Source organism: Streptomyces sp. MMG1533, from assembly GCF_001279775.1.
GTDB lineage: Bacteria > Actinomycetota > Actinomycetes > Streptomycetales > Streptomycetaceae > Streptomyces.
In genome coordinates, this window is record NZ_LGDG01000035.1 from 1 (window position 1) to 15,081 (window position 15,081).

Annotated in this window: 16 protein-coding genes and 2 pseudogenes; 4 read left to right on the forward strand and 14 right to left on the reverse strand. The window is 72.1% G+C overall.

What is annotated here, in order from left to right; translation table 11 throughout:
* The 10 genes and pseudogenes from ADK57_RS48830 to ADK57_RS06775 all read right to left on the reverse strand — a co-directional run.
* A pseudogene (locus tag ADK57_RS48830) lies at nt 1–156 on the reverse strand (sulfate adenylyltransferase small subunit); the annotation flags it as partial.
* Entirely contained in the window at nt 153–725 is a 573-nt protein-coding gene (gene cysC, locus ADK57_RS06740) for an adenylyl-sulfate kinase (protein WP_078972992.1), read from the reverse strand. The pseudogene ADK57_RS48830 and the gene cysC, both read right to left, overlap by 4 nt.
* Nucleotides 725–1,432, reverse strand: a complete 708-nt coding sequence (locus ADK57_RS06745) for a phosphoadenylyl-sulfate reductase (RefSeq protein ID WP_053748432.1) — start codon at nt 1,430–1,432, stop codon at nt 725–727. The genes cysC and ADK57_RS06745 overlap by 1 nt, the downstream gene beginning before the upstream one ends.
* Nucleotides 1,429–1,617: a hypothetical protein gene (locus ADK57_RS06750; protein ID WP_053748433.1), complete on the reverse strand. Its 189-nt coding sequence runs from the start codon at nt 1,615–1,617 to the stop codon at nt 1,429–1,431. Before ADK57_RS06750 ends, ADK57_RS06745 begins: the two co-directional genes overlap by 4 nt.
* Nucleotides 1,614–3,311: a nitrite/sulfite reductase gene (locus ADK57_RS06755; protein ID WP_053748434.1), complete on the reverse strand. Its 1,698-nt coding sequence runs from the start codon at nt 3,309–3,311 to the stop codon at nt 1,614–1,616. The genes ADK57_RS06750 and ADK57_RS06755 overlap by 4 nt, the downstream gene beginning before the upstream one ends.
* A gap of 151 nt (nt 3,312–3,462) precedes the next feature.
* Nucleotides 3,463–3,546: a putative leader peptide gene (locus ADK57_RS52180; RefSeq protein ID WP_310591794.1), complete on the reverse strand. Its 84-nt coding sequence runs from the start codon at nt 3,544–3,546 to the stop codon at nt 3,463–3,465.
* Between the two features lie 127 nt (nt 3,547–3,673).
* Entirely contained in the window at nt 3,674–4,246 is a 573-nt protein-coding gene (locus tag ADK57_RS06760; RefSeq protein WP_053748435.1) for a GNAT family N-acetyltransferase, read from the reverse strand.
* A gap of 52 nt (nt 4,247–4,298) precedes the next feature.
* Nucleotides 4,299–5,570, reverse strand: a complete 1,272-nt coding sequence (locus ADK57_RS06765; protein ID WP_053748436.1) for a hypothetical protein — start codon at nt 5,568–5,570, stop codon at nt 4,299–4,301.
* A gap of 148 nt (nt 5,571–5,718) precedes the next feature.
* A complete protein-coding gene (locus ADK57_RS06770) occupies nt 5,719–7,011 on the reverse strand; it encodes a GAF domain-containing protein (RefSeq protein ID WP_053748437.1) in 1,293 nt (430 codons plus the stop codon).
* A 355-nt stretch (nt 7,012–7,366) separates the two neighbouring features.
* Nucleotides 7,367–9,001 (reverse strand): acyl-CoA dehydrogenase family protein, encoded by a 1,635-nt coding sequence (locus ADK57_RS06775; protein ID WP_053748438.1) that lies wholly within the window; start codon nt 8,999–9,001, stop codon nt 7,367–7,369.
* A 166-nt stretch (nt 9,002–9,167) separates the two neighbouring features.
* Between ADK57_RS06775 and ADK57_RS06780 the strand changes: the two genes are divergently transcribed.
* Nucleotides 9,168–10,346: a YihY/virulence factor BrkB family protein gene (locus tag ADK57_RS06780; protein ID WP_078972993.1), complete on the forward strand. Its 1,179-nt coding sequence runs from the start codon at nt 9,168–9,170 to the stop codon at nt 10,344–10,346.
* Between the two features lie 36 nt (nt 10,347–10,382).
* On the opposite strand, the gene ADK57_RS06785 is transcribed toward ADK57_RS06780, so the two are convergent.
* Nucleotides 10,383–11,246 (reverse strand): NmrA family NAD(P)-binding protein, encoded by an 864-nt coding sequence (locus tag ADK57_RS06785; RefSeq protein ID WP_053748440.1) that lies wholly within the window; start codon nt 11,244–11,246, stop codon nt 10,383–10,385.
* 80 nt (nt 11,247–11,326) lie between these two features.
* Between ADK57_RS06785 and ADK57_RS06790 the strand changes: the two genes are divergently transcribed.
* On the forward strand, nt 11,327–12,388 hold the full coding sequence (locus tag ADK57_RS06790) for an AraC family transcriptional regulator (RefSeq protein ID WP_078972994.1): 1,062 nt from the start codon (nt 11,327–11,329) through the stop codon (nt 12,386–12,388).
* Here ADK57_RS06790 and ADK57_RS06795 read toward each other — a convergent pair.
* Nucleotides 12,316–12,735, reverse strand: a complete 420-nt coding sequence (locus ADK57_RS06795; RefSeq protein ID WP_053748441.1) for a MerR family transcriptional regulator — start codon at nt 12,733–12,735, stop codon at nt 12,316–12,318. The two genes, ADK57_RS06790 and ADK57_RS06795, sit on opposite strands and share 73 nt — an antisense overlap.
* A gap of 48 nt (nt 12,736–12,783) precedes the next feature.
* Here ADK57_RS06795 and ADK57_RS06800 point away from each other — a divergent pair, with 48 nt between their 5' ends.
* Both ADK57_RS06800 and ADK57_RS06805 read left to right on the forward strand, forming a co-directional pair.
* Nucleotides 12,784–13,617, forward strand: coding sequence for an MBL fold metallo-hydrolase (locus tag ADK57_RS06800; protein ID WP_053748442.1), 834 nt, complete (start codon nt 12,784–12,786; stop codon nt 13,615–13,617).
* A 10-nt stretch (nt 13,618–13,627) separates the two neighbouring features.
* Nucleotides 13,628–14,317, forward strand: a complete 690-nt coding sequence (locus tag ADK57_RS06805) for a helix-turn-helix transcriptional regulator (protein WP_053748443.1) — start codon at nt 13,628–13,630, stop codon at nt 14,315–14,317.
* 8 nt (nt 14,318–14,325) lie between these two features.
* Here ADK57_RS06805 and ADK57_RS06810 read toward each other — a convergent pair whose 3' ends face one another.
* Complete coding sequence (locus ADK57_RS06810) at nt 14,326–14,730, reverse strand: VOC family protein (protein WP_078972995.1); 405 nt, start codon at nt 14,728–14,730, stop codon at nt 14,326–14,328.
* 170 nt (nt 14,731–14,900) lie between these two features.
* A pseudogene (locus ADK57_RS06815) lies at nt 14,901–15,081 on the reverse strand (hypothetical protein); the annotation flags it as partial.

The window sequence follows — 15,081 nt, forward strand, 5'->3', positions numbered from 1 at the left end:
GGAGTCCTTGCCGCCGGAGAAGAGAATCACCGGCCGCTCGAACTCGCCCGCCACCTCACGGAAGATGTGCACCGCCTCGGACTCCAGCGCGTCCAGGTGCGACAGGGCGTACGGGGTGTCCGTGCCCTCGTCGACCTCGGCTGCGGTCGTCGTCATGCCAGTCCCCTCTCGGTGAGCAGCGCGTGGACCGCGGCCGCGGACTCCTGCACCGTCTGGTCCTGCGACTCGATGCGCAGGTCGGGCGAAAGAGGCTCCTCGTACGGGTCGTCGACCCCGGTGAGCCCGGTCAGCTCGCCCGCCGCCTGCTTGGCGTACAGACCCTTCACATCGCGTACCGAGCACACCTCGACCGGAGTCGCCACATGCACCTCGATGTACGCCGACCCGTTCTCCTGGTGGCGCTTGCGCACCGCCTCGCGGCTGTCGGCGTAGGGCGCGATCACCGGGACGAGTGCCTTGACGCCGTTGCGGGCCAGAAGCTCGGCGAGGAAGCCGATGCGCTGCACGTTCGTGTGCCGGTCCTCGCGGCTGAAGCCGAGGCCCGCCGAGATGAACTCGCGGATCTCGTCGCCGTCGAGCACCTCGACGAGATGGCCCTCCTCGCGCAGCCGGGCGGCCAGCTCGTACGCGATGGTGGTCTTGCCGGCACTCGGCAGACCCGTGAGCCAGACGGTGGCTCCGGTCGTCACGTGCTTCTCCTCGGGTAGGTCGGGGGTGGTCGTCATCAGTGCAGTCCGCACTCGGTCTTGTTGCGGCCCGCCCAGCGGCCGGCACGCGCGTCCTCGCCCTCCAGGACGCGGCGGGTGCAGGGGGCGCAGCCGACGGAGGTGTAGCCGTCCATCAGCAGCGGGTTGGTCAGGACGCCGTGTTCGGCGACGTACGCGTCCACGTCGTCCTGGGTCCAGCGGGCGATCGGGGAGATCTTGACCTTCTGACGCTTCTCGTCCCAGCCGACGACCGGGGTGTTCGCCCGGGTCGGGGACTCGTCGCGGCGCAGCCCGGTCGCCCAGGCCTGGTAGGCCGTCAGGCCCTCCTCCAGCGGCTGGACCTTGCGCATCTTGCAGCACAGGTCCGGGTCGCGGTCGTGGAGCTTCGGGCCGAACTCGGCGTCCTGCTCGGCAACGGTGCGGCGCGGGGTGAGCGTGATGACGTTGACGTCCATCACGGCCTCGACCGCGTCCCGGGTGCCGATGGTCTCGGGGAAGTGGTAGCCGGTGTCGAGGAAGACGACATCGACGCCCTTCCGCACGCGGGACGCCAGATGGGCCACCACCGCGTCCTCCATCGAGGAGGTCACGCAGAAGCGCGGGCCGAAGGTGTCGACCGCCCACTGGAGGATCTCCAGCGCGGTGGCGTCCTCCAGATCGCGGCCCGCCTGCTCGGCGAGCGCCTTGAGATCCGCCGTCGTGCGCTCTTCCTGAGTCGTCGTCATATCTGCTGTCCCCCTGCGTCGTCGTGCCGAAGGCCCCGGGCGAGCAGCCCGAGGAACTTCAACTGGAATGCGCGGTTGCACGCCGCGCATTCCCACGCGCCGTGGCTGCCTTCCGGGGCTTCGCTCGGTCGGAGGTCCTCGTCGCCGCAGTAGGGGCAGTAGAAGGGAGCGGCACGCTCGCTCATGAGAGGGCCTCCTCGGAAGCACGCGAGGCCCAGGCGGCGAAGCGCTCGCCCTCCTCGCGCTCCTCCTGGAAGCGCTTGAGGACGCGCTCGACGTAGTCGGGCAGTTCCTCGGACGTGACCTTCAGACCACGCACCTTGCGGCCGAACCCGGCCTCCAGGCCGAGCGCGCCGCCGAGGTGCACCTGATAGCCCTCGACCTGCTCGCCCCGGTCGTTGAGCATGAGCTGGCCCTTGAGACCGATGTCCGCCACCTGGATACGGGCGCAGGCGTTCGGGCAGCCGTTGAGGTTGATGGTGATCGGCTCGTCGAAGTCCGGGATCCGGCGCTCCAGCTCGTCGATCAGCTGGGAGCCGCGCGCCTTGGTCTCCACGATGGCGAGCTTGCAGTACTCGATGCCGGTGCAGGCCATGGTGCCGCGCCGGAACGGGGAGGGCTTGGCGGTCAGGTCCAGCGCCTGAAGGGCCTCGACCAGCGACTCGACCTGCGGCTCCTCGACATCGAGGACGATCATCTTCTGCTCGACGGTGGTACGGACCCGGCCGGAGCCGTGCGCCTCGGCGAGCTCGGCGATCTTCGTCAGGGTCGCGCCGTCCACGCGGCCGACACGCGGGGCGAAACCGACGTAGAAGCGGCCGTCCTTCTGGCGGTGGACGCCGACGTGGTCGCGCCAGCGCTCCACCGGCTGGGCCGGGGCGGGGCCGTCGACGAGCTCGCGCTTGAGGTACTCGTCCTGAAGCACCTGGCGGAACTTCTCCGGGCCCCAGTCGGCGACCAGGAACTTCAGGCGGGCGCGGGTGCGCAGTCGCCGGTAGCCGTAGTCGCGGAAGATCGAGATGACGCCCTCGTGGACGTCCGCGACCTCGTCCAGCGGAACCCAGGCGCCGAGCCGGACGCCGATCTTCGGGTTGGTGGAGAGGCCGCCGCCGACCCACACGTCGAAGCCGGGGCCGTGCTCGGGGTGGTTCACGCCGACGAAGGCGACGTCGTTGATCTCGTGCGCCACGTCGAGCAGCGGCGAGCCGGAGACCGCGGTCTTGAACTTGCGGGGCAGGTTCGAGTAGGCCGGGTTGCCGATGACCCTGCGGTGGATCTCCTCGATGGCCGGGGTGCCGTCGATGATCTCGTCCTCGGCGATGCCGGCGACGGGGGAGCCGAGGACCACGCGGGGCGTGTCACCGCAGGCCTCGGTGGTGGACAGGCCGACGGCCTCCAGGCGGTTCCAGATCTCGGGAACGTCCTCGATCCGGATCCAGTGGTACTGCACGTTCTGCCGGTCGGTGATGTCGGCGGTGCCCCGCGCGAACTCCTGCGAGATCTCGCCGATCACCCGCAGCTGCTCGGTGGTGAGCCGGCCGCCGTCGATACGGACGCGCAGCATGAAGTACTCGTCGTCCAGCTCCTCCGGCTCCAGGATCGCGGTCTTGCCGCCGTCGATCCCGGGCTTGCGCTGGGTGTACAGCCCCCACCAGCGCATCCGGCCCCGCAGGTCGTTCGGATCGATCGAGTCGAAGCCGCGCTTCGAGTAGATCGTCTCAATGCGTGTCCGCACATTGAGACCGTCGTCGTCCTTCTTGAACTGCTCGTTGCCGTTGAGCGGGGTGAAGTGCCCCGCGGCCCACTGACCCTCACCGCGGTGACGGCTCACCTTGCGGCGGGGAGTCGCGGCGGCAGGGTTCTGCGGGGTGGCGGCCATGGTTGATACGTCCTTCGGGACAGGCGGGAATGCGGCTCTGACCTGCGCGCGCGGGCGCATGGGTGTACATGCGCGTCTTTGCGCAGGAAAGGAGACAGAAGTGGGGGTGCCGGGCGGCGCGTGCTCGTGGCCGGAGGCCACTGGTGGAGCGTCAGCGCGCCGGACAGATGGCGCTGGACATGCGGCCGAGGTCGACGTGCCGCCGACTCACCAAGGCAATTCCAGTTCCAGACATGACGGAAGCGTGTCACGGAGATCTGGACACAGTCCAGCTTCGTCCGCCATGTGGACACCCATGTCCCGAAGGATGAGACAAGGGTGTTCTCGGTCACATGGGCCGAACAAGACCTTGTCGGCGCAGGTCAGGCAGGGTAGGCGCCCGGCCAGGGGCCCGGCGCGGCGACCTCGGGCTCCTCCTCGACCTTGGTGTCGAAGAGCGTGAAGCCCCGACGCTGGTAGTTGGCCATCGCGTGCTCGCCGTCCAGGCTGCAGGTATGCAGCCACACCCGCTTGGTCGGCGGCAGCCCCGGCCAGCGGTCCGCGAGGTCCCAGGCGCGGGCGGCGCCCTGTGACAGCAGGTGCCCGCCGATCCGCCGGCCACGGAAAGCCGGAAGCAGCCCGAAGTAGATGATCTCCACGACCCCGTCGTCCTGGGGGTCCAGCTCCACGTACCCGGCGGGCGTCCCGCGGTCGTATGCAACCCAGGTCTCCGCCCCGCGTCGGCCCAGGTGCTCCGCCCATCGCGCGTACGTCCAGCCGAGCCGGTCGATCCAGCGGATGTCCCCGCCGACGGACGCGTACAGGAAGCGGCTGAACTCGGGCGAGGGGACTTCGGAGCGGACGATCCGCACGTCTCCGTCCGGTGCGGCGGCCGGAAGGAGGTCGGTCGGGGCGGTCTGCTCCAGGGACCAGGTGGTCACGGGGATGTTGGTCATGGCGGCCAGGGAATCACGCTCGTGAACGATCTGTCGATCGCCGTCCGCGGCTCTACCCCAGTGATCTGTCGACCGAGGTCAGTGGCAGCGCGAAGAGCATCCGGCCCGACTGGGACCAGACCTCGCCGGTCGCCTCCCAGTAGGAGAGGGACGGCGTGCGCGCGCTCCAGCAGTGCTGGGTGTCGTCGGACCCGCACTGCGTGGCCCGCGCGGTGTCGGCGTCCTGCCGCCACAGCGTGCCGCGCCCGTCCTGCTCGTCGGAGGCGCGGCTCACGTACCAGTGGGAGCGGTACGACAGCACGCCCTGGACGTCGGCCGCCTTCGTCTCGTACGCCTCCGTGGCGTCCGCGCGCCCGGCGAAGTCGGTGGCCGGCAGGCCGGAGCGGGCCGGGTCCGTGGCGAAGGGGTAGCGCCACAGGAGGGCGGGTCCCTCGCCGTCCGCCGTGGTCCGTTCGCTCGCGACCAGGGTGTCGGGCGTCGTGCTGCGGTCCAGGGAGAGACCCGCGGGGCGGGTGTCGGCGTCGACCGGGCGGTAGGAGCCGACGGCGGGCAGTACGAAGCGGGCGCCGTGCGCCGACCAGCCGCCGGGCACCCGGCCGACCGCCGGGCCGGCCACGGTCGCGCGCTGGACGCGGTTCATGTCGTAGACGTACAGCCCGTCGGCGGCGGTGACCAGCAGTTTCTCCTGGTACCAGACCATGCCGGAGATGTCGGAGTCGAGGGCCCGGTAGGTGCGCCCGCCGTCGACCGGGACGGTGAGCAGTACCCAGGTGTACGTGAGGCGGTCCAGGTCGTTCGCGTCGATGAAGGCGACCCGGGCGAGGCCGTGGCCGCTCGCCGTGGCGTTCTGCGACCAGCCGGAGAGGATCACGCGGTTCTGGCCCCAGAGGCCGTCGTCGTCCGCGTCCCCGGAGGTGGTGACCGCCCCCGGCTGCCAGGAGCGGGTGTCGGCGGCGTCCCAGCAGTGGGCACGGGTGGCCGCCGGTTCGACGGGCAGCGCCGTCCGCTCCTCGGCCGTGCAGTCGGCCGCGGTGCGCAGGCTGTGGTCGGCGTCCTCGAGGACAGCGCTCACCCCGACGGGCCGGCCCATCGTGGAGGCCAGGCGGTCGAGCGTGGCCTCGGGTACCTGCTGTTCCTGGAGCCGCAGGGCGGCGATCCGCTCGGACGAGGTGATCGGCTTGAGCGCTCCGGGGGCCGCGCTGTCCGTGGCCTGTGAGGCGCTGATCATGGTGGCGGCGCCGGTCAGGGCGAGGGCGGTCCCGGCCAGGAAGGCGCGCCACGCCCTGCCCCGCCGCTGACGGCGGTGTCTCCCGCGGTGCTTCATTCGTCCTCCCGAGGCGGGCCAACTGCGCCTGATGATCCGTACGTTGACCGAGGAGCAGGTGGGGTGGCCCGTAGAGGATGCTACGGCAGTAGGAGGCGGTAGGGGGCGAAGAACGTGCAATTATGCGGAAGATGCACCCTGAGGTTGTTCAGTGCGTCTGGTCGGGCACGGCCCGAGCGGCCACGACGGCCGGAGCGGTCGAGCCGGGCAGCAGGTCGCGCGGGTCGGCCGGGAGGAGCACCTCGACGTCGGCGTCCTCGCAGAAACGATACGGCCGATGTTCCAGGAACCCCCCGAGATACCGCCGCACTCGGGACATCTCGGCCCGCACGGTCACCGTACGCCCCGGATCGCCGAACATGTCCTCGGCCAGCCGGGCCGCGCTGCGACCGGTGCGGTTCAGGGCGAGCAGATAGAGCAACTCGGCGTGCCGGGGGCTGAGTTCCTGGCTCCAGGAGCCCGCCGAGCCCGACACCGTCACCGACCTGCGGCGCGGCTGCGCCAGGTCCAGCACGATCCGGGTGGCGCCCCGCGGCAACGGCTCGTCGGCGGCACGGAGCAACCAGCCGCCCGGCAGCGGCTCCAGCGCGCACAGCCCGAGCGCCGGCAGCCACCGGCGGCCCGGCGAAAGGGACTTGGGCAGCGCGATCCGGTTCGTGTACGGCATCCCGGTCACCGCGGCGGTCCAGCCCTCCTGATCCACCACCGCGGCCCGCCCCGCGAGCCGGGCCAGCACCGGCGCGGCCACCGCCCGCAGTTGCTCCAGCGAGCCCACGTGCAGCTCGCGCAGCCGCGCCTCGGCGAGCTTGGCCACCGAGTCGACCCAGGCGAGCGTCGCCGGGTGCATCGTCTCCAGCGGCCCGCTCACGTCCACCACCCCGATCAGCCGGCCGTCCCGCGGATCCGTGATCGGGGCGCCGGTACAGGTCCAGGTGGCGTGCGAGCGTACGAAGTGCTCGGAGGCGAAGACCTGCACGGGACGCCGTACGACGACCGGGGTGCCCACGCCGTTGGTGCCGACGACGTCCTCCCGCCAGTCGGCGCCGAGTTCCAAGCCGAGCCCGTCGGCCTTGCGCAGCACGGGCGAACTGCCCTCGCGCCACAGCACCCGGCCCTGGTCGTCGGCGACGACCATGATGTGGTGGGCGACGTCCGCGACCGACAGCAACCCCTCCCGCAACACCGGCAGCACATGCCTGAGGGCCGTCGTCTCCCGGCGCCGCTGCACCTCCTCGCGGGACAGCAGACCCGACCGGAAGTCGTGGTCGGGATCCACACCGCTGCGCAGCATCCGCCCCCAGGACTGCTCGATCACCGGCCGTGGCGCGACCGGCGCGCGCTGCCCGGAGAGCGTGGCGGAGCGGACCTCGCTCAGTACCCGTGCCGCCCGCGCCGAGTCCACGGCGGCGAGCTGCGTCACGTCCGACGGCGAGAGTGCCACGGGACCTCCCGGAAGAAGGGGTCGGGGCAACCGGTTCGCGGTGGCTTTTCGGCCACGGTCCGGAAGTCCGTCCTGACTGTCCGTCTCATAGTGCCGCCTGCCCAAGTCGGAGGGACACAGTCCGCACACAGAGGCCGGGAAGTTGCAACCCCCTGCAACCCTGGTGGACTGCCCTGCCGTGCTTGAAACTTGAGCGACGCCGCCCAGTGCGGCGCACATGGCTCCAACGGGCCAGTGGCGGGGGTGGTGCCGTGTCGGCGCAGCACCACCCCCGCGCCGTGCGGACGTACGCGGGCGGATCAGGCCACCGGCGGGCTTCTTGCAGACGACCCCGGTCAGGAGCCGGCGACGCCGGTCAGGATTCGGGCCGGGCCCGCTCCACCACCGACGCCAGATCCAGACTGTGCGGCAGCGTCCCGAAGACCGCGCCCGAGTCGCCGCCCAGGCGGGCCGCGCAGAACGCGTCGGCCACTTCCGGCGTCGCATGCCGCACGAGCAGCGACCCCTGGAGCACCAGCGCGAGCCGCTCGGTCAGCCGCCGCGCGCGTCCCTCCACGCCCTCCAGGTCGGCGAGTTCGGTCAGCAGGTCCTTGATCGCCGCGTCGAGCCGGTGGTCGGCGCCGCGTGCCTTGCCGACCTCCTGGAGGTAGGCGTTCAGCGCCATCGGCTCGCGTTGCAGCGCGCGCAGCACGTCAAGGGCCTGGACGTTCCCGGCGCCTTCCCAGATCGAGTTGAGCGGCGACTCGCGGACCAGCCGGGGCATCCCCGACTCCTCGACGTACCCGTTGCCGCCCAGGCACTCGGACGCCTCGACCGTCACCTGCGAACACCGTTTGGTCACCCAGTACTTGGCGGCCGGCACCGCGATCCTGAGCAGCGCCCGCTCCTGCTCGCTCCCGTCGTCGCAGGCCGCCGCGAGCCGCAGCCCGAGCGTGGTCGCCGCCTCGGACTCCAGGGCGAGGTCGGCCAGGACGTTGCGCATCAGCGGCTTGTCGACGAGCTTCGCGCCGAACGCCTCGCGATACGTGCAGTGGTGGACGGCCTGCGCGACGGCCTGCCGCATCAGGCCCGCCGAGCCGAGCACACAGTCGAGCCGGGTCGCCGCCACCATCTCGATGATGGTGCGCACCCCGCGCCCCTCCTCGCCGACCCGACGGGCCCAGGTCCCGTCGAGCTCGACCTCGGCGGACGCGTTCGACCGGTTGCCCAGCTTGTCCTTGAGCCGCTGGATCATGAAGACGTTGCGGGTGCCGTCCTCCAGCACCCGCGGCACCAGGAAGCAGGTGAGCCCCTCCGGAGCCTGCGCGAGGACCAGGAACCCGTCCGACATCGGCGCCGAGCAGAACCACTTGTGCCCGGTCAGCTCGTACGTCCCGTCCTCGGCGAGGGGCCGGGCGGCCGTCGTGCCCGCCCGCACGTCGCTGCCGCCCTGCTTCTCCGTCATGCCCATCCCGAACAGCGCCCCGGCCTTGAGACGGGCGGGCCGCAGCTCACGGTCGTAGACCATGGACGTCAGCCGGGGCTCCCACTCCGCGGCGAGCGCGGGGTCGGTGCGCAGGGCGGGCACCGCGGCGTGGGTCATCGACAGCGGGCAGAGGTTGCCGGCGTCGACCTGCGTCCACAGCAGGAACGCGGCCGCGCGCCGCACCTGCCCGCCGGGCCTGGACCAGGCCGCGGTCAGGCCGGCCGAGACGCCCTTGCCGAGCAGCCGGTGCCAGGCCGGATGGAAGTCGACCTCGTCGATCCGGTGCCCGTGACGGTCGTGGGTGCGCAGTGCCGGCGGGTTCTCGTTCGCCTGCGCGCCCCACTCCTGCACCTGCGCCGAGCCACAGGCCCGGCCGAGCGCCGCCAGCTCGTCGCGCACCTCGTCGAGCAGGTCCGGGGCGGTGTGCCGGTCCACCGCCGCCGTCAGGGCGCGGTCGGCGGTGAACGCGTCGTATCCGACCAGGGGCGGAGGCTGGTTGGTCACGGTGTGAGTGCTGCCTGCCATGTCAGCGAACTTACCCCGCACGGCGGAGGTCACCACAGCGACGCGGCAGCCGGCTGTGCGGGGAGGGGGGCGTGGAGGTGACGCGTCCCCGCGGGAGGTGACGCGCCCCCGCGGGCCGGGGTACCGGGGGATGAGCACAGCCGGCTACGACGGATACCTTTAGTTCGTGCAGCCAGCAAGTGAATCCCCTCAGCCGCCCGCCGGCCGCCTCCATCGGGCGCGTGCCCTCTATCGGAACGTGTCGAAGCGCAGGACCGCCTGGCTGTTGATCAAGGACACCGTCAACTCGTGCATGGAGTACCGGATCCTGGGTCTGGCGGCCGAGGCGGCGTTCTTCACGCTGCTCTCGGTGCCGCCGCTGCTGCTGAGCATGATCGGGCTGCTCGGCTACGTCGACGACTGGACCGGCGCCGACACCATCGCGAGCCTGGAGACCAACCTCCTCGAGGCCTCGCGCACGATCCTGTCCGACAAGGGCGTCACCGAGATCGCCCAGCCGATCCTGCACGACGTGATGAAGGGCGGCCGGCCCGACGTCATCTCCATAGGCTTCCTGTTCGCCCTGTGGTCGGGCTCCCGCGCGGTGAACGTCTTCATCGACACCATCACCGTGATGTACGGCCTCGACGGCGTCCGCGGCATCGTCAAGACCCGACTGATGGCCTTCCTGCTGTTCGTCGTGGCCCTCCTGATCGGCTCGATCGCGCTGCCGCTGATGGTGGCCGGACCGGACGCGGTGGTGAACATCGTGCCGTGGTCCGAGACCGTCGTGCAGGTGCTCTACTGGCCCGTCGTCATCGTGCTGTCCATCGTCTTCCTGACCACGCTGTACCACGTGTCCGTCCCCGTCCGCTCCCCGTGGATCGAGGACGTGCCCGGCGCCCTGGTGGCCCTCGCCATGTGGGTCCTCGGCAGCTTCCTGCTGCGCATCTACCTGACCAACACCGTCGAGGGCCCCACCATCTACGGCTCCCTCGCCGCGCCCGTCGCCGTACTGCTGTGGATCGGCGTGTCCGCGTTCGCCGTCCTGGTCGGGGCCGCGATGAACGCCGCGATCGACCGGGTCTGGCCCGCCGCCGCGACGGCCGCGGCCCGCGCCGCCAACGAGCGGCTGCGCGAGGCGCAGGTCGCCGAGTACGTCGCCCGCGCCACCGCGGCCCGCGCGTCGGTCCCGGACGACCCGGACGACCCGGACATGCCCTCCGAGTTCCCGGAGCGCTGGTCGCGCTTCCTGCCGCCGGAGGACGTGACGTCCCGCCTGCGTACCCACGTGAAGAGCACCCACCCCCCGCACAAGACGGAGGAGAAGAGCACCCATCCTCCCCACAAGACGGAGGGTTCGTAGGGCGGCGGGCTTGTCGGGCCGGCGGTCTCCACGGTGTCACGCCTTCCAGGTGCCGGCCGCCGCGGCCTCCCGCACGAAGTCCCCGAAGTCGCGCGGGCCGCGGCCCAGCACCTGACGGACCCCGTCGGTCAGGCGAGCGTTGCGGCCGTCCAGCAGCCCCTCGAAAACCTCCACCAGCAACGCCGCCTCCTCCGGCGGCACCCCGAACCCCGCCAGCGTCTCCCCGTACGCCCGCACGGGCACCGGCGTGTACGTCACCTTGACGCCGGTCGCCTCCGAGATCTCCGCGACCGCCTCCCGCCAGGTCAGCAGCCGCGGCCCGGTCAGTTCCAGCGTCGCCCCCGCATACCGGTCCCCGGACGTCAGCACCGCCGCGACCACCTCCCCGACGTCCCGCAGGTCGACGAACGGCTCCCGCACCTCACCGGCCGGGAACACCAGCTCCCCGTACCGCAGCCCCTCCACCAGCGGCCCCTCGCTGAAGTTCTGCGCGAACCACGACGCCCGTACGACCGTCCAGTCCGCGCCCGACGACCTCAGCGCCTCTTCGGCCGGCAGCGCCTGCTCCTCGCCGCGCGCCGACAGCAGCACCAGCCGCCGTACGCCGAGCCCGACCGCCTCCCGGGCGAGTGCGCCGATCCCCTCGGCGGCCGCGGGGGAGCCGATGTCGAAGGGGTGCACGAGGTACGCCGCGTCGGCGCCGCGGAGCGTGTCCGCCCATGTCGTCGGGTCCTCCCAGTCGAAGCCCTGCGCGCGGGACGCGGCCCGCACCGTCAGCCCGGCCGCCCGCGCGGCCCGGGCGACCCGGCTCCCGGTACGCCCGGAGGCACCGGTCACCACGACCGTCATGTCCTGCGTGTACGCCATGTTCTCCGCCTTGTTCTCCGTGTTTTCCGTCATGGCTTCAGCCAACGGCCGCGCGCTTCAACAGCCCATCGCTGAACGGCTCATTCCCATGCGCGGGCGTCTACGCTGACGGCATGGACGCTCCCCCACGCTCGAACGGGCTCACGCGGGGGGACCCCCTTGCGGGCCTCCTGGAGGGCCCCCGGGCCCGGGGCGCCTTCATGATCCGCGCGTGCTTCGACCCGCCGTGGGCGATCCGCGTCGAGGACCGTGCCCCGCTGACGGTGATGCTGATGGTCCGCGGCGAGTCCTGGATCGTGCCGGACACGGGGGAGCGGGTGCGACTGCGGCCCGGAGAGCTGGCCATCGCGCGCGGCCCCGACCCGTACACCTGCGCCGACGACCCCGGCACCGCGCCCCAGGCGTTGATCCTGCCGGGCGCGGAGTGCCACTACCCCGACGGACGGCCCCTCAACGGCTCGATGGACATCGGCGTCCGCAGCTGGGGCAGCCGGACCGACGGCTCCACGATGATGCTGATCGGGACGTACCTGGTCCAGGGCGAGATCCACGGCCGTCTCCTGGACGCGCTGCCGCCCCTGCTCTCCCTCACCTCCGGCATGTGGCGGTGCGCGCTCACGCCCGTCCTCATGGACGAGATCGTGCGCGACGAACCGGGCCAGGAGGTCGTCCTGGACCGCCTCCTCGACCTGCTGGTCATCGCCGGGCTGCGCGCCTGGTTCGCCCGCCCGGAGGCGGCACCGCCCGCCTGGTACGCGGCGCTCGCCGACCCGGTCGTCGGCCGCGTCCTGCGCCTGGCCCACGACGACCCCGCCCACCCCTGGACGGTGGCGTCCCTCGCCGCCAAGGCCGGCGTCTCCCGGGCCGCGCTGGCCCGTCGCTTCACGGAACTCGTCGGCGAGCCCCCGATGACGTACCTCACCGGCCGGCGCCTCGCCCTCGCCGAGGACCGCCTCCGCGACACCGACGACACCCTTGAGTCGATCGCCCGCCAGGTCGGCTACGGCAGCGCCTTCGCCCTGTCCAGCGCGTTCAAGCGGGTGTACGGGGTGAGTCCGCAGGAGCATCGGACGCGGGCGGCGCAGGGAGGGGCGTCACAGGGCTACCGGGCCGGTTCCGCGGCCGAAACCGCCCCCACCGCCCGCCTGAACTCGGGACACTCGACCAGCGGCTGATGCGTGCACACGGCCGCATGCCGCAGGCTCGCCCGCAGCCGGTCGAGCCGGTCGATCAGCCGGTCCAGCTCACCCACCTTCGCGGCCATCCGCTCCCGCAGCCCGGCGTCGTCGCGTTCGTCGGGGTCGGCGACCAGGAACCGGGCGATCTCGGCGATCGTGAACCCGGCGCTGCGGGCGCACGTGATCAGGCCGAGGCGCTCCAGCACGTCGGGGCGGTACGTGCGGCGCAGCCCGTTGCGCCCGAACGGGGTGATGAGCCCGCGCTTCTCGTAGAACCGCAGCGCCGAGGGCGCCAGACCGGACCGCGCGGCCACCTCACCGATGTCGAGCCACTCCTCGTCCATCCCGACCTCCTTGACTTGAACCGTAGTTCAAGTCGCAGGGTGGGCGCCATGACCATCCATCACCTCAACTGCGGTTCCCTGCGCCGGATCGAAGCCACCTATGACGGCCCGCCACCTCGGAACGCAGTCAACCACTGTCTGTTGGTGGAGACCGACTCGGCCGGCCTGGTCCTCGTCGAGACCGGGCTGGGCCTGGACGACGTACGCCACCCCGACCGCAGCCTCGGCGCCGACTGGGTCGAGATGGCCGGGCCCGTCCTCGATGTGGAGGAGACCGCGATCCGCCAGGTCGCACGGCTGGGGTATGTGCCCTCCGACGTGCGGCACATCATCGTGACCCACCTCGACGTCGACCACTGCGGCGGTCTCCCCGACTTCCCGGACGCGCAAGTCCACGTACTGGCGGCCGAGTTGGAAGCGGCGACGGCCGAGGCGCCGAGTTTCCGCTACCGGCCCTCCCACTGGGCGCACGGGCCCCGCTGGGTCACCTGCACACCGGGGCGGGGCGACGACTGGTTCGGGTTCACCGCGATCCAGCCGGACGGCCTGCCGCCGGAGATCCGCCTGATACCGCTCGGCGGTCACACCGAAGGGCACACGGGAGTGGCCGTCCGGGACGGCGAGCGCTGGCTCCTGCACTGCGGCGACGCCTACTACTACCACCGCGAGCTCCGGCACCACCGTCATCCGCACCCGCTCCTCGACCTCGTCCAGGTCGGCGCCGAGGTCCACCACGACCTGCGCCTCGGCACCCAGGCCCGGCTGCGCGAACTCCTCCACGACCACGGCGACGAGGTGACCGTCTTCTGCGCCCACGACCCGTGGGAGCTGGCCGCGCAGTGGGAGCGCACGGACGGGCCGGGCGCCCTGCCGAAGGCGTAGCCTGGCGTACGTGTACACGGAGCGGGCCTCCCGGCTGACCGGGGCGGTGGTGTGGACGAACGCCCCGTCCGGGCCCGGCGCAGGGCGCATCCTGCCCGACGGATGCATGGACCTGCTGTGGCACGAGGGCCGACTGGCGGTCGCGGGGCCCGACACACGCGCGTACCTCACCGAGGGCGAGCCGAGCGCCTGGGCCGGCGTCCGCTTCCACCCGGGCACCGCACCGACCTTCCTGGGCGTGCCCGCGCACGAGATGCGCGACCGGCGGGTGGAGTTGGCCGACGTGTGGCCGGCCGCGGAGGTGCGGCGCGTCACCGCACAGGTGAACGCGGCCGACGATCCGGCGAGCGGCCTGGAGCAGGTGGCGTTGGAACGGGCCGCCGCGACCGATCCCCCCGACCCGCTCCTGCGACAGGTGGTCGCGGCCCTCGACGCGGGCCGCCCGGTCGCCGCGACGGCCGACGAACTCGCCGTGGGCGCCCGCCAGTTGCACCGCCGCTGCCTCGCCGCCTTCGGCTACGGTCCCAAGACGCTGGCCCGGGTCCTGCGCCTGCAGCGCGCCCTCGCCCTGGCCCGCTCCGGTGTACCCCTCGCTCAGACGGCGGCCCGGTCCGGTTACGCGGACCAGGCCCATCTGGCAAGGGACGTGAAGGAGTTGGCGGGTGTGCCGCTGACGGAACTACTGGGCCGCCCCGGGTAGCGGCGGAACTACTGGGCCGCCCCGGGCAGTGGTGCGAACAGGTCGACCCCGTTGCCGTCGGGGTCGAGCACCACCGCATACCGCTGCCCCCACACCGCGTCCCACGGCTTGAGCTCTCCGTGGTACCCGGCGCCCACCAGCTCCTCGTACACCGAGTCGACCTCGGCCGGACTGTCGCACAGCAGCGCGAGCGAGATGCGCCCGCCTTCGGCCGGCGGCTGCCACTCCGGCCGGATCTGGCGCACGGTCTCCTCACTGTCGAGCATCAACCGCAGCCCGCCCGGCAGTCCGGCCTCGGCATGCGGCTCCTGCTCGGCACCTTCCGGGAAGGCGAAACCGAGCCGGCGGTAGAAGGTGACGGAGGCGGCCATGTCGGAGGCCACCAGGCCGATCGCGTCGAATCGTGGAGTCATGGGGCCACCGTAGGCAGGGGGGCGGGCGCCGGTCTTGAAGGAATCGGACACGCGCGGACGATGCCCGAAGGCGAGGCGCCACCCGGTGTCGGACCGAGCACGACCTTGTCGCCGTAGGACTTGCGCCGCCCGTTCGCCGCGATGGCCAAGTCGGTCATGGTGGGTGCTCCTCAGAGGCTGCGGGCGGTGATGTTGCCGTGGGCGGTGGTGGCGTGGATGTCGAGCTGGGTGGTGGCGCCGTCGGTGTTCAGCAGGGCGTTGTGGATCCGGCCGTGGGTGGTGCCGGCGTCCAGGGCGGCGGAGACTCCGCGGGCGGCGCCGATCGAGATGTCGCCGGATTCGGTGCGCAGT

Excerpts from the sequence above, each read along its gene's own strand:
- ADK57_RS06755 (WP_053748434.1), bottom strand. The coding sequence starts at position 3,311 with ATGGCCGCCACCCCGCAGAACCCTGCCGCCGCGACTCCCCGCCGCAAG.
- ADK57_RS06745 (WP_053748432.1), bottom strand. The coding sequence starts at position 1,432 with ATGACGACGACTCAGGAAGAGCGCACGACGGCGGATCTCAAGGCGCTC.
- cysC (WP_078972992.1), bottom strand. The coding sequence starts at position 725 with ATGACGACCACCCCCGACCTACCCGAGGAGAAGCACGTGACGACCGGA.
- ADK57_RS06760 (WP_053748435.1), bottom strand. The coding sequence starts at position 4,246 with ATGACCAACATCCCCGTGACCACCTGGTCCCTGGAGCAGACCGCCCCG.
- ADK57_RS06795 (WP_053748441.1), bottom strand. The coding sequence starts at position 12,735 with ATGGACGAGGAGTGGCTCGACATCGGTGAGGTGGCCGCGCGGTCCGGT.
- ADK57_RS06750 (WP_053748433.1), bottom strand. The coding sequence starts at position 1,617 with ATGAGCGAGCGTGCCGCTCCCTTCTACTGCCCCTACTGCGGCGACGAG.
- ADK57_RS52180 (WP_310591794.1), bottom strand. The coding sequence starts at position 3,546 with ATGTCTGGAACTGGAATTGCCTTGGTGAGTCGGCGGCACGTCGACCTC.
- ADK57_RS06785 (WP_053748440.1), bottom strand. The coding sequence starts at position 11,246 with ATGACGGAAAACACGGAGAACAAGGCGGAGAACATGGCGTACACGCAG.
- ADK57_RS06790 (WP_078972994.1), top strand. The coding sequence starts at position 11,327 with ATGGACGCTCCCCCACGCTCGAACGGGCTCACGCGGGGGGACCCCCTT.
- ADK57_RS06765 (WP_053748436.1), bottom strand. The coding sequence starts at position 5,570 with ATGAAGCACCGCGGGAGACACCGCCGTCAGCGGCGGGGCAGGGCGTGG.
- ADK57_RS06810 (WP_078972995.1), bottom strand. The coding sequence starts at position 14,730 with ATGACTCCACGATTCGACGCGATCGGCCTGGTGGCCTCCGACATGGCC.
- ADK57_RS06775 (WP_053748438.1), bottom strand. The coding sequence starts at position 9,001 with ATGGCAGGCAGCACTCACACCGTGACCAACCAGCCTCCGCCCCTGGTC.
- ADK57_RS06800 (WP_053748442.1), top strand. The coding sequence starts at position 12,784 with ATGACCATCCATCACCTCAACTGCGGTTCCCTGCGCCGGATCGAAGCC.